Source organism: Legionella steelei (assembly GCF_001468005.1).
Lineage (GTDB): Bacteria > Pseudomonadota > Gammaproteobacteria > Legionellales > Legionellaceae > Legionella > Legionella steelei.
In genome coordinates, this window is record NZ_LNYY01000021.1 from 64,608 (window position 1) to 82,930 (window position 18,323).

The following is an 18,323-nucleotide window of genomic DNA, read 5'->3' on the forward strand; positions in this document are numbered from 1 at the left end:
ATTATTGTTCTCTTTCTGATGGTACAAACTATTTTGTTGCTGTGCAATGAATTGAGTTATTTTATTTCCTTTTGGCGTAATTAAGCCTTCTCTAAAACGCATAAATATGTAATTTATCGTAATTATTGGTAATTATTAGAAATTAATTTGGTTTCAAAACAAATAGCCTTGAAATTACATAAAATTACCTGATAGTATGCTATTAGATGAACTTAAAACGCAGGGCAAGATAGGTGAAGTTAGCTAACCAGCAAGCTGGCTACCCAACCTCACAAGTCTTATTCGCACCTTCGGTACTCAACGAAAACCCTATGTTTTAAGGTCAAATCAATACCCAAAGGATTGCATAACCACTTAATTAAGAGGTCGGCATCCTTATGGACGAGAAGCTTAAAACACCCACCAGAAAAAATGGTCGCCATCTTCGCGTACCTGTTTTGCCTTCCGAAGAAACTCAGATTAAATCGAATGCAGCCACAGCTGGGCTTTCAATTGCCGAGTATTTAAGAAGGATTAGTCTCGGTTATCAAGTTCAAAGTAGTGTTGATAAGGATTATGTGCTGCAACTAGCCAAGATAAATGGAGACTTAGGACGGCTCGGTGGACTGTTAAAACTATGGCTGACTCAAGATAAACGCGTTGCACATTTTGACCTCCAAACAGTTAAAACATTATTAAATCGTATTCAAGCTACCCAGGATGCAATGTTGGAAGTGGTGAAAAAATTATGATTATTCGCCATATTCCCATGAAGAAAACAAGGCTTAGTAGTTTTTCAGGTCTTGTTAAATACCTATGTAATCAACAAAACAAACAGGAGCGAGTGGGCAAGGTCAGGTTATCAAACTGTAACAGTATCGATCCCATTTGGGCTGTTCAGGAAGCATTGGCAACGCAAGCTAAAAACCAAAGAGCGACTGGAGATAAAACGTATCACGTGCTTATTTCTTTTGCTCCAGGAGAAAACCCTTCGGCTCAAGTTTTACAGGAAATTGAAGATACGGTGGTATCATCGATTGGATTTAAAGAACACCAAAGAATCTCAGTTGTTCATCATGACACAGACAATGTTCACATTCATGTTGCGATTAATAAAATTCATCCTCAAACCTTTAATATGATTGAACCGTACAGGGCATATAAGACTTTTGCTGAGGTCGCATCCACGCTAGAAATTGAATTAGGTCTTCAAATAACCAATCATCAAACCCGTAAAAACCATTCAGAAAATCTTGCTGACGATATGGAGCATCATTCAGGTATTGAAAGCTTAATTAATTGGATGAAACGCTATTGTAAGGAAAAAATCGAGGCTGCCAGTAGTTGGAAGGAGATTCATAGTATTTTGGCAGAACATGGGTTGATAATTCGAATTAAAGCCAATGGTTTTGTGTTCTGCAATGTCCAAGGGCTTACTGTTAAAGCAAGTTCAATTTCCAGAATTTTTGCTAAAAAAAATCTGGAATCCAAGCTAGGTTCATTCGTACCATCGCACCCAGAAGACGATGGAACTGCATCAAATGTTTATCATTATGAACCATTAAATAAAAAGGTACTTGACACCAATCTCTATGCTAAATATCAGCATGAAAAATCACACAATAAAAGTTTCGTTTCAGACAAGCTTAAAAAGTTGCGTGAGGCCAGAACAAAACTTATTGAAAAGGCGAAAAAGCGAGGACGAATTAAACGAGCGGCTTTGAAGTTAATGAACCTTTCTAAAGTACAGAAAAAGTACCTCTATCAACATATAAACAAAACGCTGCTTAATGAGATTGAGAACATAAGAAAAAATTATGCAAAAGAACGTAGTCAGTTATTAGATTCTTATCAAAACAAAACCTGGGCTGACTGGCTGAAACAAAAAGCACAAGGCGGTGACCAAAATGCTTTAATGGCAATGCGGTATCGTAATCGTAAAAATAAACATGATTACACCATATCAGGATCAGGCCCTTCTTTTTCTTCCTCTTTAAATTTTGGACAAATCGACTCGGTTACTAAAGAAGGTACGGAGATTTATAAAAAAGATAACAGTGTTATTAGGGACAATGGAAAGGAAATTATCATTTCTAAAGGCGGGTCTATTCCTGCACTTAAAAGAGCCTTGGAAATGGCAAGACAGCGCTATGGTGACTGTATTTGTGTGAATGGGTCTCCATTATTTAAAAAGATTATCTTGCAGATTGTTATTCAATATCAAATGCCAATCACTTTTGCTGATTTGGATTTGGAAAATCAACGTCAAAAACTAAATTTTGAACAGGAGAAATCCCATGATCAATCAAGAGCAAACCGACAAAGCTATCGAGGAAGAACTTCAGGAGGCCATGAGGCTGCTGGAACAGCCACTGGAAAGAGAGGGGATACTACAAAGTCCAACTCTTTCAGCATTAGACAAGGCTCGCCAGCCAAAGATCACGACAGCTTGCGAGACCTGTCCAAATGCGATCTGGTTCAGCTCTCCGGAGGAGGTGAAGTGCTATTGCCGGATAATGCACATGATCACCTGGAGCGGAAAGGATTCAAACTTGATAACCATGTGCGACGGAAAATTTCTCGATTAGAGAAGAAGGGGAAGGGTTATAAGAATTGAAATCCCTATTGAGAATTTGGTACCAGCAACTTCCTCTATTGCGACGATCATTTCCTGCATAAATAAGTATTCCTATTTTGCCGAGATGGTTAAAATATTCCCTCAGCGTTTTCCATGATGAGGGAATATTTATTGAAATTTCAGTGGGAACAAGTTCGGGAAAGCGCCTGCCATATTTCCCTACAATTTGAGCACAGGGAGGAACTTTACATTTAGCAGTATTTTGAAGCCAATCATCTACCTGTTTAATAGAGAAATAATTCCTGTTGTTTTTATTGTGAATGATGAAATTATAATAAATAGCTGATTGCCATATACGTTTATCGCAACCGAAAATCCAATCTCCGTCAGGGACATCTACATTAAGATAATTCGGTAGTTCACCAGCTGAAAGCTGAAGATATTTGATATAAAAATTCCATGCAGGATGCTTTTCCGCTTCCTGTTCAAGCTGCTCCCCATATTTCTTAGTACGAATTATCTTTAACTCTTCAAGAGCCTTTTCTAGCACTGGTTTTGCTTCTTGCTCCTGTTTTAATTTCTTAATTTCTTCCTGCTTATACTCTTCTTCTATTTCCTGAACTTTTTCGCTCAATTGTTTTTCAAGTTCTACACTCTCAGAAGGCGCTCTGGCGTTATAAAGCCATTGAGCACGATTTGGATCGTTGATACAGAGCCAAAAAGTTTCCCAGTCCTTCACATCTTCCGGTGTAAGGTCAGAGAGATCAATTTCAATAGTAGATATATTAGCTGTCTTAATTTTCTCAATTTTTCGATCATCTACTTTATGACGATAAAATATCTCTATCATTAGTTTCTGGTTGTTTGCTATAGCGAGAATATCTGCTCGCATTTCATTAATCTCTTGCTCTTCTTGGACAGAGTCAAAGGAAATAGACTTTCCTTTCTCGACAAGAGTTTTTGATTTGAAGTGCATTTTTTCTTTCGAATCTAATATTGTTTTGTTGATGGTATATTCAGGGAGCTTAATTTGTTTTCGCTCCATTATAATCTGCTTCGCAGCCATATGGATGGCGCTTTCCAATCCTCCTTCACATTCAATGGTAGTGGCATGCTTAAAGTGGTGCTGATTTTTTGTGCCTTTGGCCGCGATTAGGGGAGAGCGACAAGACGGACAAATACAATTGCAACTCTTACCACTCTCAACATTAGCAATGTGAACAATGATGCTATTTTCATTTAATCCAAAAGGAAGTTTTATTTTTAAAGATTTCATTATGTCTCCTAATTTAACGAACTGGCTGACTAGAAATATCAAATTATGGAGATTTCTGGTTTTGCATAACCAAAATGTCCAGCAATACGCTTCAGTTTGATTGTTAGGACGACATCAATAGGTTGAAAATTTACATGACTTGAACCGTAGTATTTATTGGATACCGTAAGTTTTACTCCATCCGCTGTAGTTTCGAGTTTGGGGTTAAATTCATAAACAGGCTTATTAAAAATACTACGGGCATTTTCAGTAGGGGCAAAATTTTTAGGTAAAATTAAGTTTCCATTGATTTGTAGATATTCATTGGTGAGTGTTTCAGCAAGATGCACCCAAGAACCAAATGAATTGGCTACAAGCATTTTTCGAGCCGCCAGGAAGGTAAACATTTCCTCACCTAAAGTATAAGAGTCTGGTAGGTCTGACGGTAAATCGATAAGGCATTTCCGACGTTCTTCGATAAAAGCGGACGGAATTAGAACAAAAGTTTGTGCTTGCCCAATATTCTCTATGGGTGCGAGAGTATCTGACAACAAGGCTGCCTTTGATTTATAACCAAAAAATGCAGCAACAAGCTCATGAGCATGGCTTGATTTTAATTTAACGCCATAATTATTGGAAATAAAACGGAGTTGATCTGCGCATAGTTTTGCAATGGACATTTATAGTTTCCTTATTAAAGACGCTGGGCTTAATTTTGTTTTCATGAGTGTTTAAGGAAAACTGCCAGCAGTTAATAAAGATTAACTACAAAACAGGTTACGTTTTTTGAAAATCGTTTTTTGGCCACTCATAACCAGGGATGTCGACAAACCTGGCGGAAGTATACAATAAGAAATTTAGAAATTACAATATAAAGAGAGAGTTGATACTGGCAACATTTGAACCTGTCAACTGCTGCCATATTCAATTGAATCTAAGCGATACGAACCACATTAGTCTTTTGCGTTAATTCCAAGCGGCTGTTTTGCTTAACAACACTATCAATTTTTGATTTTAGCTGCCGTTTTATTCCTTCGAGTCCAAGCTTACTGTTGTTAGCCAGATCATTAAAATCGCTAAACTGTCGAGGGTTTGATAACTGCTCTCCTGGAGCAAAGGTCGGTAGAATGATGAATCCATTAACTGAATCTGCTGCCTCTTTTCCTTTTTCTTTCCCAGGGTTAATACCCTTTGTTAACTCAAGGTGTTTGTCATCATCTGCAGCCACAATAATTGGAGTATTGGGATATTTATCATGTAGCGCTTTAGCGACTGGTTTGAGATTACCGGAGTCAAAGGCAGAGACAACAACAGGTAGTCCGGTTGCATCTTTTATAGTTGCAGCTGTAGCATAACCTTCAGCAATAACAATGACAGGTGTTCCTGAAAGCTTTTCTAGGCCACCCAAGACATGAAAACAGCCTTCCTTTTTTGAGTCTTTTGCAAAGCGCTTAGTTCCATCTTCGGAAATGTACTGAACAGTCCAAAGTGTTCCTTCGCAATCTGTTGCAGGAATACATGTTAGTTTTCTTTCTTCATCGGTATATAAGCCAGAATGAACTTCAATACCCTTGGTCTGCATATAAGGTGTGGGTTCCACAATCTCTGCCAAAATTGATAATTTTTCCTTGAGTCTTAATGCAGTATTTTTTTGTTTAGTTTCAAGCTCACGTTGGCGAGTCTGTTGATGCTCAAGTGCTTGAGTCTTAAGCGTTGTTTTCTGTTCATCAGTCAAAATGTAACCCTTACATTTCCAATTAAGCTCAGCACCAGTTCGATTATTTTTAATATATCCAGCCGGAATACCATCTAAATGGGCTACATAAAATCCTGCCTTCTCACCGTTCTTATCACCCTCGGTAGCTATGCGATGAGGTTTACCATCCATAATTGGATGCCCACCTGAAACAATAGCACCAAGGCTCACCAATGCCGCCTTAAATTCATCTTCTGGTATAAGCGCTTTATTCTGGGTTAGTATTTGATTTTCAGGAAGCCAGGCTTTGATTTTCTCAACAGGAACACCAGGGTTTGCATACCAACATTTTTGAACTTTATCCCAGGCAATACCTGGTGTTCCATCAGGGAGTTTTCCTATTGTGGATTTAGCGCTCTCTTTTTGTTTGAAGGGAATGCTTAACCAGACCTTTTCAGAAGTGATGTTTTCATACGTCATAAAGGCTACCTCTTTAAGTTTCTCATCCTTGATTTCAATAAGTTCAGTGAGTTGAATGTCTTGGGTTTGCTCAAAAGCACACAGGTGATTAACAATTTTTTCTGCATCTGCAGATGCTCTAAATATTTCTAAAGGTTCATCTTCCAGAACTTTTATCCATGATTTGATATATGCCGTGTGCTGAGAAGGGTCATGGCCTATACCAAGCTCTGCACCTAAAAGCATACTTGCAATTTCTGCTCTCAATTCTTCTTTGGCGTAGGCATCTGAACCAAAGGGATGAGCTAAATCTCTATCCAGTCTTGAAGGATGACCGCTCCAATGTCCAAGCTCATGCAGGGCAGTGGCATAATAGTTTGCTGCAGATTTAAATTGCTCTTTTGGTGGAAGATGAATGCTATCAGTCGATAATCTGTAAAATGCTCTGTCCGCTTCAGAATGAGTAATGGTGGCGCCAGAGTTAAGCAGTAGTTTTTCTGCTCTTTCAATTAAGGACCAGTCCGGCTCTTTTGTAATGAGTTCGGGCATATTATCAATCTGTGATGCATGAAATACTGTTGCATAAAACACCTTGGGTCGTTCAAGATTCACCTGCACTTTTAATGGATTACCTTGCTCATCAAGCACAGGTTTACCAGCATCATCTTGTTTGATTTGTTCTTCATGAAATTTCCAGTACTGAATCGTCGTTCCTTTTTCTCCCTTGCGTACTTGAGCTTCCATGCTTTGTGCTTGCTTGTAGGTTAACCAGCGATTGTCATCACTTTGATTTAGCATTAAATACAATGCATTAATCCCGCGATAACGTTTGCCTGTTATTGGATTATAAGGAACTTGACCATTACCTGTGCCTGGTTCCCATGGTTTTAGCCAGGGTGCTGTTCCTGCTTTCAGGCTTTCAATAATTTGATTGGCAACGACTTGATGATAAGGCATTTTAGTCATAAATAGCCTCCATCGCATCCTCTTCATTGAGTGCATCTTCAAAAAATGCGCCCATGATGTCTGCTTCTATTGGACTGACCTCGACAAGAAAGCCAGGGATTACTAAATCATCGATTTTTTCAAAAATCACATCCATTAACTCGGTTTCATGACTCATGTGGTTTTCTCCCGTTTATTAATTACCCATATGGGTGTGATCATTCCCTTGGTTTGTCTCGTGTGAACAAGACCATAGTATCGACCATCGAATGACCATTCGCTTTGACTGGTCATCGTCATGATTTCATTTACTTTAAGTTGATAATTCATTACCTGCCATTGAGGTAAAGCGCGGTTCATCCCATCCTGTAATTTTGGTTTTGAATAAGGAATTAGCATTTGATTTACAAAAACTCCTTCATTTGTCACAGAGAGGATATCGCCAGATACAGCCACCACTTTTTTCATTAAATAGCCATATCCATTACAATAAAGACCATGGTCTATATAACCTCTGTTCTTGGCTAATCTGAAAGTTTGCCTATCATCTGGGCAAAAAATCACATAAGCATTTCTTAGCGGCTCTGCACCGGTGATGCGATATAAACCTACAGGAATGGATTCAGTAAGATTTATCCTAAAGCCCATAGAATTGAATAATGAGCCTGCAGCAATAGTACTTATCAAAACAATAGCGATGATGATGGACAGTTTTTTCATAACCGGATCACCTCGTCTTCACTTAAACGAACACGTAAAATATCTGAGTGAATAGGTGCCTCTACAGAGGCTCTAGCCATGAACACTGGATCTTTAAAATAAAGCGGCTGTTTACCATAAATTGCAGGAAAGCCCGCTGCATAAACAACCATGTCGCCTGCTTCAACAATTAAACCATTTGAATCCTTTTTAGGCCCAGGCATACGCAGACACTCATCAACGGTTAAAAGGGGTCTCGAAATTTCCTGAATGGTTTTTGATATTTGATTTAAGAACGTAGAAAAACGTTTACCGCTGGTGGTGATGTGTTCTTTAACAATCGTCGTTTGACCTGTCAGCTTGGAAAGATGTTCTGCCGTTTCAACTCGGTTGGGTGGATAAGCATTTTGGATGTGGCAATTAGAAGTAATGGTCTCATCAGGGCCATAGCCACGTTCACGGCTTTTAAGCTGATTAATGTCCTGGCAAATTAAGTAAAACTTTAAACCATAACCTGCAACAAAGGCTAATGACTCCTGTAGAATATCGAGTTTTCCAAGGCTAGGAAATTCATCAATCATGCACAGCAGTCGATGTTTATACGTTTTTTTAGCGCTTACATAAGATAATCCTTTGTCATCGGATACACGCTCAAATTCCATTTTGTCTGCCAATAATCTCACTATCATATTAATCATGACTCTAACCAGAGGTTGAAGTCTGGCCTTGTCATTAGGTTGAGTAACAATATAGAGACTCACAGGATTTTCATGGTTCATCAAATCTCGAATACAAAAATCAGAGGCAGAGACGTTATGTGCTACTACTGGATCTCGGTATAACGCCAAATAAGATTTTAAAGTAGATAATACAGAGCCTGCTTCTTCTTCGGGTCGGTCTATCATGTCACGTGCAGAGGCTGAAATAACAGGATGGGTTTTGCCTTCAACATGCGGGTATTGCGTCATTTCAATGAGCAGGTCGGCAATATTAATATTGGGATCAACCAGCATGTGGTCAATGTTGGGAAATGTGGCTGGTTCTCCCTGGTTGTTCAGTTTATAAATCGCATGCAGAATAAAACCAACCAAAAGGGCTTGAGAAGTTTTCTGCCAGTGGGTTTCCAATCCTTTACCATCGGGATCAACTACAAGTGTTGCCAAATTTTGTACGTCACCGACCTCTGATTCCGTACCGACTCTGATTTCATTTAGTGGGTTCCAGCGCGCACTGCCTTTTAACGTTGCCGGCTCAAATCGAATGACTTTGTTGTTAGCATGTTTCTGCCGCCATCCAGCAGTCATTGCCCAAAGTTCACCTTTTAAATCGGTAATAACGCAGGATTGTTTCCAGGATAAAAGGGTGGGGATCACTAGACCAACTCCTTTCCCTGAGCGCGTTGGTGCATAAGTTAAAACATGCTCAGGTCCATTATGGCGCAAGTAATGAATCTCTCCTTTGTCATCTTCGAATGCCCCAACATAAACTCCTTCATCATGTCCAATGAGGCTTGCACCGTTTAAATCCTCCCAATTAGCCCATCTGGCTGAACCATGGAGGTAATCACTGACATTGTTCTTTTTAAAATATTTGGAAGCCAACACGATCATCATTAAAAAGAGACAGCCAATCATGACAATCAGACCAAAGGCGGCATTAAAAGAATCTGGGTAATAGGATTGATATTTAATAGCCCAAATAAAAATCTGCCAAGGCATATAAATATGAGCGAATGAAGTCCCTAAGACATCAGCATAGTGAAATTGATGTGCGAAAAACTGCGTGCCAATTTGCATGCTGATTAAAAAAGAAGAAATCACTAACCAGACTATGGTTTTATTTATCTTGCCAGGATTTTTTTCTCTGACTTGAGGGCCTATGGCTTTATTCAGTTTGTTTAGGCTCATTTGCTCTCTCCAGATGCCTTCTGGTTCACAAACTGACTGACTTCATCTGATGTATCAGTAGCTGAACTAAAGCTACCTCCAGGAGTACCCATAGACAGAATATTTTGTGCGTTGGATTCTTGCGATTCAGAAGCAGATGAATCTACCTTGTTCTGAATTGCCTCAGCAATTTTTCCACCTGTTGTGTCAGCAATTTTTTCGCTAATTGCCTCTTTAATCGAGTTTGCTTTTTCACGAGCCACATCCATAGTACCTGATGCTAAATGGGAACCAAAAGAACCTGCAAATTTGGCAGCTGTTCCCATGGCTTCGGCTAAACCACCGGTTTTAGAGCCTTTATCCATTCCTGACAGAGAACTTGTATCGCCAGAGTTGGTTGATTGGCTGGCTGCTTTAAATGCCGCATTGAGTGCGGATAATCCACCACCGCTTTGGGCAAGTACACTACCTGCAGCCCCCGCCATGGCAGCCCCAGCTATTCCAGCAGCTCCCATAGCACCACCCAGACCGAGCCCACCGCCACCACCAGAACCACCTCCTGATACAATGCCTGCTAAAGCAGGTGGAATTTTATCAATAAGAACCAGTAACAGTACGGCAACTACCAGCATGACAAACATTTCTTTAAGCATGATGTTTTCAGACATTGCAGCGTAATATTGATCTACAAAGGATTTACCAATACCAATAATTAAAATCATGGCAAAAGCTTGTAATGCAATCCCCAACACAGTTTTGTAGTAGTTAATTGCAATGTCCTGAGTCCAACGGCCACCGCCAAACCCTAATAAAACAATGCCACCATAGGTTAAAATCCATGCGGTGATTAAGATAATGAGCATATTGATACTAACTAAAGCCAATATAATCAGAATAACGCCTGCAACGAGTAATCCTACTGTGGTTGCTGCAGGAGACCAGATGGATGAGCTGTCGATAGCTTTTGAAACAATATCAAACCCAACATCCACAATATCAGAAGGAGAGACATGCTCATTAATTCCAGAAGCTTTGGCTGCAAGTTGCCGCATGGAATCTATTATCGCTTTTGCAATTGCAGGTCCATTGTCTAAAATCCAATAGAAAAAACCGACAACCACAAAAAACCGTACTGTTTCAGCTAAGAACTCTTGAATGTCTGCTTTTCGCAATGCCATCAAGCCGTAAGTCCACACCATACTGATTGAGGCCAAAGACCAAAACAAATATCTGGCGTAACTCAACATGGTTTTGCTCCATAGCGCGGATGTGCTGGCAAACCGTTGTAAAATATTGTCGAGTAAATCACGACTATCCATGCCATGCCCCTGAGCATGGCAGTAAGTGGAAAACCCAAATAAACTAAGAGCAATTAAATAGGGGATAATGTTTTTATTCATAGCATTACCACGTCCGTCCAGAGCTTTTGGAATAACTACCCCCTCGGAAACACGCATCACCAATCACTTGGAGTTCTTCTTTAGTTCGACTCTCTCTTGAGCTGTCACATGTTAGAGAAGCCAAGTGTTCAGCCTTTTTTTGAGCTGTGGTTTCAGCACTGTCGCAACCTGACAGGACACATGCAAAAACCATAATTGATAAACATAAAATTTTCATTTCCTCTCCTTTTTATGATGAATTACCACTTTTTTCCTGAGCTTTTATGGTAGGCCCCAGCTCTGAAATGCTCATCCCCAGCAGTCTGTATTGCTTCTTTGTTGGCACTTGCCGCATCTTTGACTGCCTGTGCATTCTGTTGCGCCAATAACACTCCTCTGATTTGAAGCAATTGATGGGATTGATTACTAGCTAGTTGAGAAGCTGCTTGAAGAGCCTGTTTCTGGCCTGCAGCACTTTGTGCCTGAGATTGCAAAGTGCGCAGTTTTGCAGAATCATTTTTTAAGCTCTGTTGTTGTTTATCAATCCCTTTAAGCATGGCGTCATTGGATCGCTTTTCAGCAACAGAAGCCGCTAATCTACTTTGTTTGATTTTTTTAAGTTCTTCAGCAGAACATTGACCATTGCCATTAAAGCAAGGGGTTTTTTGGTAGTATTCCTGACTTTGAAATCGGTCCAGGTACCCTTGGAGGCTCCCGGCTTCCTGCTTGTAATAATCAATGGTATCAGTCGATTCAAGCAAATTATTAATAACAGAGTTGGCATTATCCCATTCAAAGGAAGTCAGGGATTTGGTGTTTTCTAACATGTTTTGATATTGGTCCATCTGATTTTTGTATTGATCGACTTGCGTTTTATACTCGCTTAGCTGAGTTGCAATCATTTTTCCATTTTGAATCCAATTCGCAACGTCAAACACAGGTGCATTTGCAAATACCGGTAAAACAAAGCAATAAATAATCATGGATTTAAATTTCATAATGCTCTCCTTCATTAATAAGCAAATTTCCTATAAGGCTGTTTAAACGTTAAATCTTTCACCACGATGATATTGAAACGATAACCTGGGCGAACATTGATGGTGGGAGACATATTCAGGTTTTTTGAAACCAGTTGTGAAGTGACCTCGCCCAACTGTTGCCCCAAAGCCTGACTCATGACGCTGCCAGCAGTGGGCTGGGCATAACCGAATTGGTTAGATTGATTGGTATTTTGGCTATAGGTGATGCCAGCAATAATGCCTGACATTAAAAGTGCTGAACCATAAATTCTTGCATAATGATGATCTACCTCATCGCGAAATCCGGCATATCCAGCACTATCAGCACCTGGCATAGAGCCGATATCTAGGGCTTTACTGTCTGGAAAAACTAGACGTTGCCAAGCCACTAATACAGAGTTCTGACCAAAAGGGACATCACTGGAATAAAGCCCCAATATCTTGGTGCCTTGTGGTATCAAAAGATATTTTCCGGTAGCGGTGTCATATACGTTTTGTGATACTTGAGCGATGATTTGACCTGGTAATTCAGAAGAAATACCACTAATCATTACCCCTGGAATCACGCTGCCAGCTCTTAGTTCGTATCGACTGTTTGGATTTTGCAGCGTTGAATTTAAATGCCAGCGCATTTCATTTTCCTCACCACCTAATGTTTGCGGCATAGGTTTGGCCTGTCTTCTTTGTAATAATGCGAGCTGCTCTTTAAACGCTGATGAAGGGTCGATGTTTAATGTCATCTCCTTGCTATTTATGGAAGTTTTAGTAGTGTCGCGATTATTTAATCGTGGGTTATCTACCATTACGGATGATTTAGCTTTGACAGCCTCTTCAAACTCTTGAGTTTTTTCCTGACGAATACGCTCGATTTCAGCTTCGGATACCTCTTGTGTCAGAGCATCTTCTTGATGTGGAAGTTGTTCAGGAATGGGCAAAGGATCTGCTTCATTATTAGCTATCGTGTCACTCTGGGGCGGAATTACTGCTGTTTTATGATTTCCTACCACATCATTGGCAAGGCTCATGGTATTTTTCTTAGGATTTTTAACCTTTATTATTTCTGGTGGCTGGTTTTGCGCATTAGCTCGTTTATTGGCAACCAATGCGATGAGAACAACAAAAAGAGTTAAAATACCAATTGCAATCATGAGTGGCACATTATTTACACGTTTTACACCTGTGGTTTGAAGCTTTTGTGGTGAATTGTCAGGTGACAAATAATCATTATTTTTATTCATAGTTCTTATTCCTTATGAGTCCATGCGCTGACAGGGATGATATTTTCATTGTTTTTTTCATACAGACGGCTCAATGTTTGTATTCCTACAAAAAGGCTTACTCTGTAACTTTGAGGTTTAAGCTCATCAAGAACGTAGAAAAAATTAGCTTTATTCTTAGGGCATTGATTTTCATTGATGCCATAGCCCTTTTTTCTCAAGTTTTGAATAAGACTTAAGCCAAAGCCATCGTTGACTGCCTGACCAACACAAAATGTATTTTGAGCGGGTGGATATACTCGCGTTAATTGATTGGCTGCATCTGCAGCCAAATAAGTATCTTTACCCTGAGACATTTGAGTGAAATTTCCATAACGCATACTGGCACAGCTTGATAACAAGACGGCAGCCAATAAAACACTTAATTCTTTCATCTTCAGCACCTTGTAATCGTAATTTTTTCTTGAGAGGAACCGCTGCCAATAACCAATATGGCTTTATCAAAAACACCATCCACGATGTAACGACAACCCTGAAGGCGATAATTGACCATGACGGACTCTGATTTTTTAAATAGCCCTCGACTTCTTAAAACTAGCAGCGCGGGAGCTTCACTTTGAGCCATGGTTCTTGGCATTTCAATAATCGTTTTGACGCCATTGTTATAAACTCTCACTGGCTTAAATCGGGCATTGCCTTGAATTCGATAATTGAAGTTAAGATCGCCTAGATATTCATTAGTTTCTGGTAAGGTATCTACTTTTCTTCTTTCAGCCTGGATGCGTTGCAGTAACTGCCATTTGGCTTTTGCTTCATCAGGATAAGTAAATGAAATGTAAGGCATAAATTCGGTTCTATCTGACTTTAATCTAAAGTGATAGGTTCTTCTGTCTGTGGTGACTACCAAAGAAGAATCAAGCCCTACATCTTTAGGTTTTATGAGCAGATGGATTTGTTGCATAGCCCCAGATCCTGTGAGAGATGGTTCAACAACAAAGCGTGGGTCACCGACGTTCATGTCGTTAAATTGCTCACCTGGTTGAAGGGCAATATCACACACTTGTAAAGGGGCACAAACTACCCTGATTTGCCCTGATCCATAAATAAAACTGACTGAACCATCAGCAGAAGCAAAGGGTATACTTGTTTTTTCTCCTTGTTGTGTACGCTCCGCAATATCTAAACCTTGTTTTTCCTGACTCGATAGCTTGGGTACAGTTTCTGAAAAATAATGCTCGGCCAGAATGGTGTTATCCAATGCAAAACTTGTGAGCGGTGTTAATAAACAAAATAGCTGCATTATTCTTTTCATTGTTGTTCTCCATGCTTTAATTCGTAGGACCAGTTAAAATCACGCACATAAATCAGGTGCGGATTTTTTAAAATGGACTCGCTGGTGACATCATTGATTTCATTCTCCTGATACATCGTAACCATTGCTTTCATCATGCGAGGCTTTTCCTTAAGCGAACCATCACGATTTCTCACCGTTTCAATCCAGTCAACTTGCCAGGTCTCATCCGACTCTTGAAGTACTGAGCGAATGTCTATGCTCACAATCTCAAAGGCAGCTCTCTCAAAGGGATTGGATTGCTGTTTGTCACTGTAGAACTCTTGAATCTTGGCTAAAGCTGCATCATTGGCATTTAAATAGGAATACACTTGAAAAACTGCCTTCTTTTGCAGTTCCGTATCAAGGCTTACCATACGAACGTTTTCAATGAAATGTGCTGCTGCAGCACGATAATCGTCAATGCTTGCGTCACCAACCTTATCAGCACGAGTAACTGACAAGGTATTGCCATTGGCATCTTGTTGGAACACCAAAGGGATAAATTTGGATTGGCTACCTATCGCAATGAGCCCACCAACTGCTGCCAATGCGATTAACAGGCTACCTAATCCCACTAATTGCCAAACTTGTACTGATTTCATAAGACCTGCAGTATGAACATTCCAGGCTCGTCTAGCGTTGAGGTAGGGGTTATTCGTTATACTTTTTTTCATGCTGCTTCTCCATACTGGGCCAAATGAATACCTTTTTCTGAAAGCCATTGAGAGACCCACGCATTGTCATACTTCGACTCTAATTGCTTCATACGCGCAATCGAATCGGGATCTGTTGCACCAACAAACGCCAGGGCATAAGGTCCTAACGCCAATTGATAAAGTCTTTGGCCTTTTTCACTGACGTAGTAGTAATCACGCTTGGGTTGAGCCGATGCTATGATGTCTATCTGGCGTGGATTTAAGCCCATGCGCTCATAAATGAGCCGGGTTTCAGGATCTCTTGCATACAGATTGGGTAAAAAGATTTTGGTGGCAGTTGATTCAACAATAATATCCAAGATTCCCGAGTTGGCTGCATGAGATAAATGTTGCGTTGCCATAAACACCACACAGTTTTTCTTAGCCATGGAATCAAGCCATTCAGCAATCTTGTTTTTAAACACAGGATGCGCCAGCATTAACCAGGCTTCATCAAGCAAGATTAAGGTGGGGCGACCATCTAATGACGTTTCAATACGTCTAAAGAGATAAAGCAACACAGGCAATGCAAATTTTTCACCTAAGCCCATTAAATGCTCGATTTCAAAGGTCATAAAGGAAGACAAACCAAGTCCATCACTTTCTGCATCCAATAAATGCCCCATCAAACCATCTATGGTGTACTGCTTTAACGTTTCTCTAATGGGTTCATCCTGAATCGTCATGACAAATTCAGATAAGGTTTTAGAACCACTTTGGTGCATGCTTAGAATGGCATGGCCGATTTCATTGCGCTGAGCTGGTGTGGTATTCAAACCATTCAAAGCTAGAATCGTATCAATCCACTCCATAGCCCAAGCTCTATCAGATTTAGTTTCTAAAAACTGCAAGGGCGCAAAGGCAAGGCGAGAGTCTTTGCCTGCAATGGTGAAATGCTCCCCACCTGTTGCTTTACAGGTTGGATACATAGACATGCCTTTATCAAAAGAATAAATACGCGCATCTTTATATCGACGCCAGGACAATGCCAATAAACCAAGATGGGTTGACTTACCAGAGCGTGTGGGACCAAACATAATGCCGTGACCTAAGTCTCTGACATGAAGATTCAAACGAAATGGCGCATTACCACTGGTGACACAGTGAAGCAGAGGCGGTGATTGAGGTGGAAACAGGGGGCAGGGCGCTTTATTTTCACCAGTCCAAATGCTGGATGTTGGCAACAAGTCTGCCAGATTCATGGTATTCATCAGAGGTCTTCTGATGTTTTCAACACCATGACCGGGTAGGCTACCCATGTAGGCATCCATAGTATTAATGGTTTCTGTTCGTGCGCTAAAGCCTAAAGCGTTGATATTCTTTTCGATAAATAGGGCGGCTTTCTCAACGCTCGCTCTATCCTCATCCATTAATACAACGACGGATGTATAGTAGCCTTGACCCACCATTCCTGAATTGGTTTCGGCAATGGCTGCTTGCGCGTCATTAACCATGCTAAGCGCATCTTCATCAACAATGCCCGAACTAGTATTAAACATTTGGTCAAAAAAGCCTCTGACCTTTTGTTTCCACTTTTTACGGAACTTGGTGAAATGAGCTACAGCTTCATGGGGATCCATGAATATGAAGCGAGAGTTCCAGCGATATTCCACTGGTAGTTGAGTCAACAGCGTTAAAATACCTGGGTAAGATTCCATGGGGAATCCTTCAATAGCAACACATTGAATGAACTTTCGGCCAATTTTTGGTGTTATACCTGGAATTAATTCCTGACCGCCTATGAGTGCATCCAGATAAATTGGATTTTTAGGTAGATTAAGGGGATGGTTAATTCCCGTGACGCAATATTGGATGTGTCTTAAAAAGTTATCTTGAGTGACTTTATGGTTTTCATTGATGATTATTTCTGAGCCTAACCTTTCGAGGTGAAGAGCAGCACTCATACGAGACTCAAAGTTTCTGCATGATTGCTTGAATGTTTCAATCAATTGATGGGTTTTTTCTTTGTGGTTTAACTTCTCCCCTGAATCATCAAACATCAATTCAACAAAACGCTTTTGAGCCAATACAGGTGGATACCAGGTTAGTGTGATAACAAAATAGCCTTCATACAAAGCACCAATACTTCCAAAGTACTGCCTTCTTTCTTCGTCAACAGCCTTCGACACATGATCGGGAAAGTATGAAGCACTGCACTCACTGTAACCTGGAGCAGCACGTCTTATGGCATCTACATGAATCATCCAGCCATTACCCATAGAAGAAATTGCCTGATTGATTCGAAAAGCCATCATTTCACGCGCTTCATCGGTAGTATTGGCTATATCTTCACCTTGATAAAGCCAGGCTGCCATAAACGAGCCATTTTTACCGATAATCACGCCATCATCGACAACTGCAGCATAATTCAGTAAATCAACCAATCCTGCAGTATTACTTCGATGTTTTTTGACATGGTGTTTACGACTTTTCATTTGAGCTGTGCTAAACAAAATACCTAATAGCAATAGCCCCGTAATACTGATTAAAAAGGTAATGAACTGGATCATAAATAACCCCCTTTATTATTACGAAAAGGGGTTGAACGAGCTGGGTAATATGCCTGATAGCCTCTTTGCTTTAGATAAACAGCTCTCATATAAGGGTCGGCTTTTGCCATAAGCCTTAAACCCTTTAAAGATAAAAACCAAAGGGCAAAGCCAAAAATAGCAGCAAGCCAATCTTGTGCTGCGAATACTAAGATTGCTGAAAGTAAACCTGAAAACATAACCAGCTCGCGGTCACCACCCATAAAAAGACTTGGGCGGTTACCACATCTGCGTATAGGAATAGTACGAAGACTCATGGCTGTGTCTCCATAGCTATTTTTGAGACTGAAGGTTTAGCAATTTCGGCTCCTTTGCCTGTAATTGCTGTCATGGTATTTTGTGCTGCAACCAAGAATGAAAGCACCAGTACAATAAAGAGAAGGGTTCGCAAAAAGCCATTCATTTCACCACCAAAAATCAGCGTGGCTCCCGCGCCAACCAAACCAATAATTGCTGCGGTAAATGCAAATGGGCCTGTTATGGATTTTTGTATTTTGGTTAGATACGAGTCAAAAGGTAATCCTCCACCTGCGCTAGATGCACATGCAGGGTGTGTTATTAACAGAAGCAATAAAACAATCGCTCCCATCATCCATAGACTTCGATAATTTATATTAACTGCTTGGTTCATACC

The 18,323-nt window shown here is 40.3% G+C and carries 18 protein-coding genes; 2 read left to right on the plus strand and 16 right to left on the minus strand.

Annotation, left to right across the window (positions count from 1 at the left end):
• Positions 1–377: 377 nt before the first annotated feature.
• Positions 378–731 carry a conjugal transfer transcriptional regulator TraJ gene (gene traJ, locus Lste_RS14950; RefSeq protein WP_058511805.1) on the plus strand — a complete coding sequence of 118 codons (354 nt, stop codon included), beginning with the start codon at positions 378–380 and terminating at the stop codon, positions 729–731.
• On the plus strand, positions 728–2,596 hold the full coding sequence (gene traI, locus Lste_RS14955) for a TraI/MobA(P) family conjugative relaxase (protein WP_058511806.1): 1,869 nt from the start codon (positions 728–730) through the stop codon (positions 2,594–2,596). The genes traJ and traI overlap by 4 nt, the downstream gene beginning before the upstream one ends.
• Here traI and Lste_RS14960 read toward each other — a convergent pair.
• The 16 genes from Lste_RS14960 to Lste_RS15035 form a co-directional block, all read right to left on the minus strand.
• Entirely contained in the window at positions 2,526–3,833 is a 1,308-nt protein-coding gene (locus Lste_RS14960; RefSeq protein WP_058511807.1) for a competence protein CoiA family protein, read from the minus strand. The two genes, traI and Lste_RS14960, sit on opposite strands and share 71 nt — an antisense overlap.
• A gap of 38 nt (positions 3,834–3,871) precedes the next feature.
• Positions 3,872–4,492 carry a hypothetical protein gene (locus tag Lste_RS14965; protein ID WP_058511808.1) on the minus strand — a complete coding sequence of 207 codons (621 nt, stop codon included), beginning with the start codon at positions 4,490–4,492 and terminating at the stop codon, positions 3,872–3,874.
• A 254-nt stretch (positions 4,493–4,746) separates the two neighbouring features.
• Complete coding sequence (locus Lste_RS14970) at positions 4,747–6,933, minus strand: zincin-like metallopeptidase domain-containing protein (RefSeq protein ID WP_058511809.1); 2,187 nt, start codon at positions 6,931–6,933, stop codon at positions 4,747–4,749.
• Entirely contained in the window at positions 6,926–7,090 is a 165-nt protein-coding gene (locus tag Lste_RS19420) for a hypothetical protein (RefSeq protein ID WP_027269498.1), read from the minus strand. Before Lste_RS19420 ends, Lste_RS14970 begins: the two co-directional genes overlap by 8 nt.
• Positions 7,087–7,632 carry a conjugative transfer signal peptidase TraF gene (traF, locus tag Lste_RS14980; protein ID WP_058511810.1) on the minus strand — a complete coding sequence of 182 codons (546 nt, stop codon included), beginning with the start codon at positions 7,630–7,632 and terminating at the stop codon, positions 7,087–7,089. Before traF ends, Lste_RS19420 begins: the two co-directional genes overlap by 4 nt.
• Positions 7,629–9,518 (minus strand): type IV secretory system conjugative DNA transfer family protein, encoded by a 1,890-nt coding sequence (locus tag Lste_RS14985; RefSeq protein WP_058511811.1) that lies wholly within the window; start codon positions 9,516–9,518, stop codon positions 7,629–7,631. The genes traF and Lste_RS14985 overlap by 4 nt, the downstream gene beginning before the upstream one ends.
• Positions 9,515–10,897, minus strand: coding sequence for a P-type conjugative transfer protein TrbL (gene trbL / locus Lste_RS14990; RefSeq protein ID WP_058511812.1), 1,383 nt, complete (start codon positions 10,895–10,897; stop codon positions 9,515–9,517). The genes Lste_RS14985 and trbL overlap by 4 nt, the downstream gene beginning before the upstream one ends.
• Positions 10,898–10,901: 4 nt before the next feature.
• Positions 10,902–11,114 carry a hypothetical protein gene (locus Lste_RS14995; protein ID WP_058511813.1) on the minus strand — a complete coding sequence of 71 codons (213 nt, stop codon included), beginning with the start codon at positions 11,112–11,114 and terminating at the stop codon, positions 10,902–10,904.
• 22 nt (positions 11,115–11,136) lie between these two features.
• Positions 11,137–11,874: a P-type conjugative transfer protein TrbJ gene (trbJ, locus tag Lste_RS15000; protein ID WP_058511814.1), complete on the minus strand. Its 738-nt coding sequence runs from the start codon at positions 11,872–11,874 to the stop codon at positions 11,137–11,139.
• Between the two features lie 14 nt (positions 11,875–11,888).
• The gene (locus tag Lste_RS15005) at positions 11,889–13,133 is read right to left on the minus strand and encodes a TrbI/VirB10 family protein (protein ID WP_058511815.1); all 1,245 of its coding nucleotides are present in this window, start codon (positions 13,131–13,133) and stop codon (positions 11,889–11,891) included.
• A gap of 5 nt (positions 13,134–13,138) precedes the next feature.
• Positions 13,139–13,546 carry a conjugal transfer protein TrbH gene (locus Lste_RS15010; protein WP_058511816.1) on the minus strand — a complete coding sequence of 136 codons (408 nt, stop codon included), beginning with the start codon at positions 13,544–13,546 and terminating at the stop codon, positions 13,139–13,141.
• A 2-nt stretch (positions 13,547–13,548) separates the two neighbouring features.
• A complete protein-coding gene (gene trbG, locus Lste_RS15015) occupies positions 13,549–14,424 on the minus strand; it encodes a P-type conjugative transfer protein TrbG (RefSeq protein ID WP_058511817.1) in 876 nt (291 codons plus the stop codon).
• Positions 14,421–15,119, minus strand: a complete 699-nt coding sequence (locus tag Lste_RS15020) for a conjugal transfer protein TrbF (protein ID WP_058511818.1) — start codon at positions 15,117–15,119, stop codon at positions 14,421–14,423. The genes trbG and Lste_RS15020 overlap by 4 nt, the downstream gene beginning before the upstream one ends.
• Positions 15,116–17,650, minus strand: a complete 2,535-nt coding sequence (locus Lste_RS15025) for a VirB4 family type IV secretion/conjugal transfer ATPase (protein ID WP_058511819.1) — start codon at positions 17,648–17,650, stop codon at positions 15,116–15,118. The genes Lste_RS15020 and Lste_RS15025 overlap by 4 nt, the downstream gene beginning before the upstream one ends.
• On the minus strand, positions 17,647–17,946 hold the full coding sequence (locus Lste_RS15030) for a conjugal transfer protein TrbD (RefSeq protein WP_058511820.1): 300 nt from the start codon (positions 17,944–17,946) through the stop codon (positions 17,647–17,649). The genes Lste_RS15025 and Lste_RS15030 overlap by 4 nt, the downstream gene beginning before the upstream one ends.
• Positions 17,943–18,320, minus strand: coding sequence for a TrbC/VirB2 family protein (locus Lste_RS15035; RefSeq protein ID WP_058511821.1), 378 nt, complete (start codon positions 18,318–18,320; stop codon positions 17,943–17,945). Before Lste_RS15035 ends, Lste_RS15030 begins: the two co-directional genes overlap by 4 nt.
• Positions 18,321–18,323: the final 3 nt, after the last annotated feature.

Excerpts from the sequence above, each read along its gene's own strand:
- traJ (WP_058511805.1), top strand. The coding sequence starts at position 378 with ATGGACGAGAAGCTTAAAACACCCACCAGAAAAAATGGTCGCCATCTT.
- traI (WP_058511806.1), top strand. The coding sequence starts at position 728 with ATGATTATTCGCCATATTCCCATGAAGAAAACAAGGCTTAGTAGTTTT.
- Lste_RS14960 (WP_058511807.1), bottom strand. The coding sequence starts at position 3,833 with ATGAAATCTTTAAAAATAAAACTTCCTTTTGGATTAAATGAAAATAGC.
- Lste_RS14965 (WP_058511808.1), bottom strand. The coding sequence starts at position 4,492 with ATGTCCATTGCAAAACTATGCGCAGATCAACTCCGTTTTATTTCCAAT.
- Lste_RS14970 (WP_058511809.1), bottom strand. The coding sequence starts at position 6,933 with ATGACTAAAATGCCTTATCATCAAGTCGTTGCCAATCAAATTATTGAA.
- Lste_RS19420 (WP_027269498.1), bottom strand. The coding sequence starts at position 7,090 with ATGAGTCATGAAACCGAGTTAATGGATGTGATTTTTGAAAAAATCGAT.
- traF (WP_058511810.1), bottom strand. The coding sequence starts at position 7,632 with ATGAAAAAACTGTCCATCATCATCGCTATTGTTTTGATAAGTACTATT.
- Lste_RS14985 (WP_058511811.1), bottom strand. The coding sequence starts at position 9,518 with ATGAGCCTAAACAAACTGAATAAAGCCATAGGCCCTCAAGTCAGAGAA.
- trbL (WP_058511812.1), bottom strand. The coding sequence starts at position 10,897 with ATGAATAAAAACATTATCCCCTATTTAATTGCTCTTAGTTTATTTGGG.
- Lste_RS14995 (WP_058511813.1), bottom strand. The coding sequence starts at position 11,114 with ATGAAAATTTTATGTTTATCAATTATGGTTTTTGCATGTGTCCTGTCA.
- trbJ (WP_058511814.1), bottom strand. The coding sequence starts at position 11,874 with ATGAAATTTAAATCCATGATTATTTATTGCTTTGTTTTACCGGTATTT.
- Lste_RS15005 (WP_058511815.1), bottom strand. The coding sequence starts at position 13,133 with ATGAATAAAAATAATGATTATTTGTCACCTGACAATTCACCACAAAAG.
- Lste_RS15010 (WP_058511816.1), bottom strand. The coding sequence starts at position 13,546 with ATGAAAGAATTAAGTGTTTTATTGGCTGCCGTCTTGTTATCAAGCTGT.
- trbG (WP_058511817.1), bottom strand. The coding sequence starts at position 14,424 with ATGAAAAGAATAATGCAGCTATTTTGTTTATTAACACCGCTCACAAGT.
- Lste_RS15020 (WP_058511818.1), bottom strand. The coding sequence starts at position 15,119 with ATGAAAAAAAGTATAACGAATAACCCCTACCTCAACGCTAGACGAGCC.
- Lste_RS15025 (WP_058511819.1), bottom strand. The coding sequence starts at position 17,650 with ATGATCCAGTTCATTACCTTTTTAATCAGTATTACGGGGCTATTGCTA.
- Lste_RS15030 (WP_058511820.1), bottom strand. The coding sequence starts at position 17,946 with ATGAGTCTTCGTACTATTCCTATACGCAGATGTGGTAACCGCCCAAGT.
- Lste_RS15035 (WP_058511821.1), bottom strand. The coding sequence starts at position 18,320 with ATGAACCAAGCAGTTAATATAAATTATCGAAGTCTATGGATGATGGGA.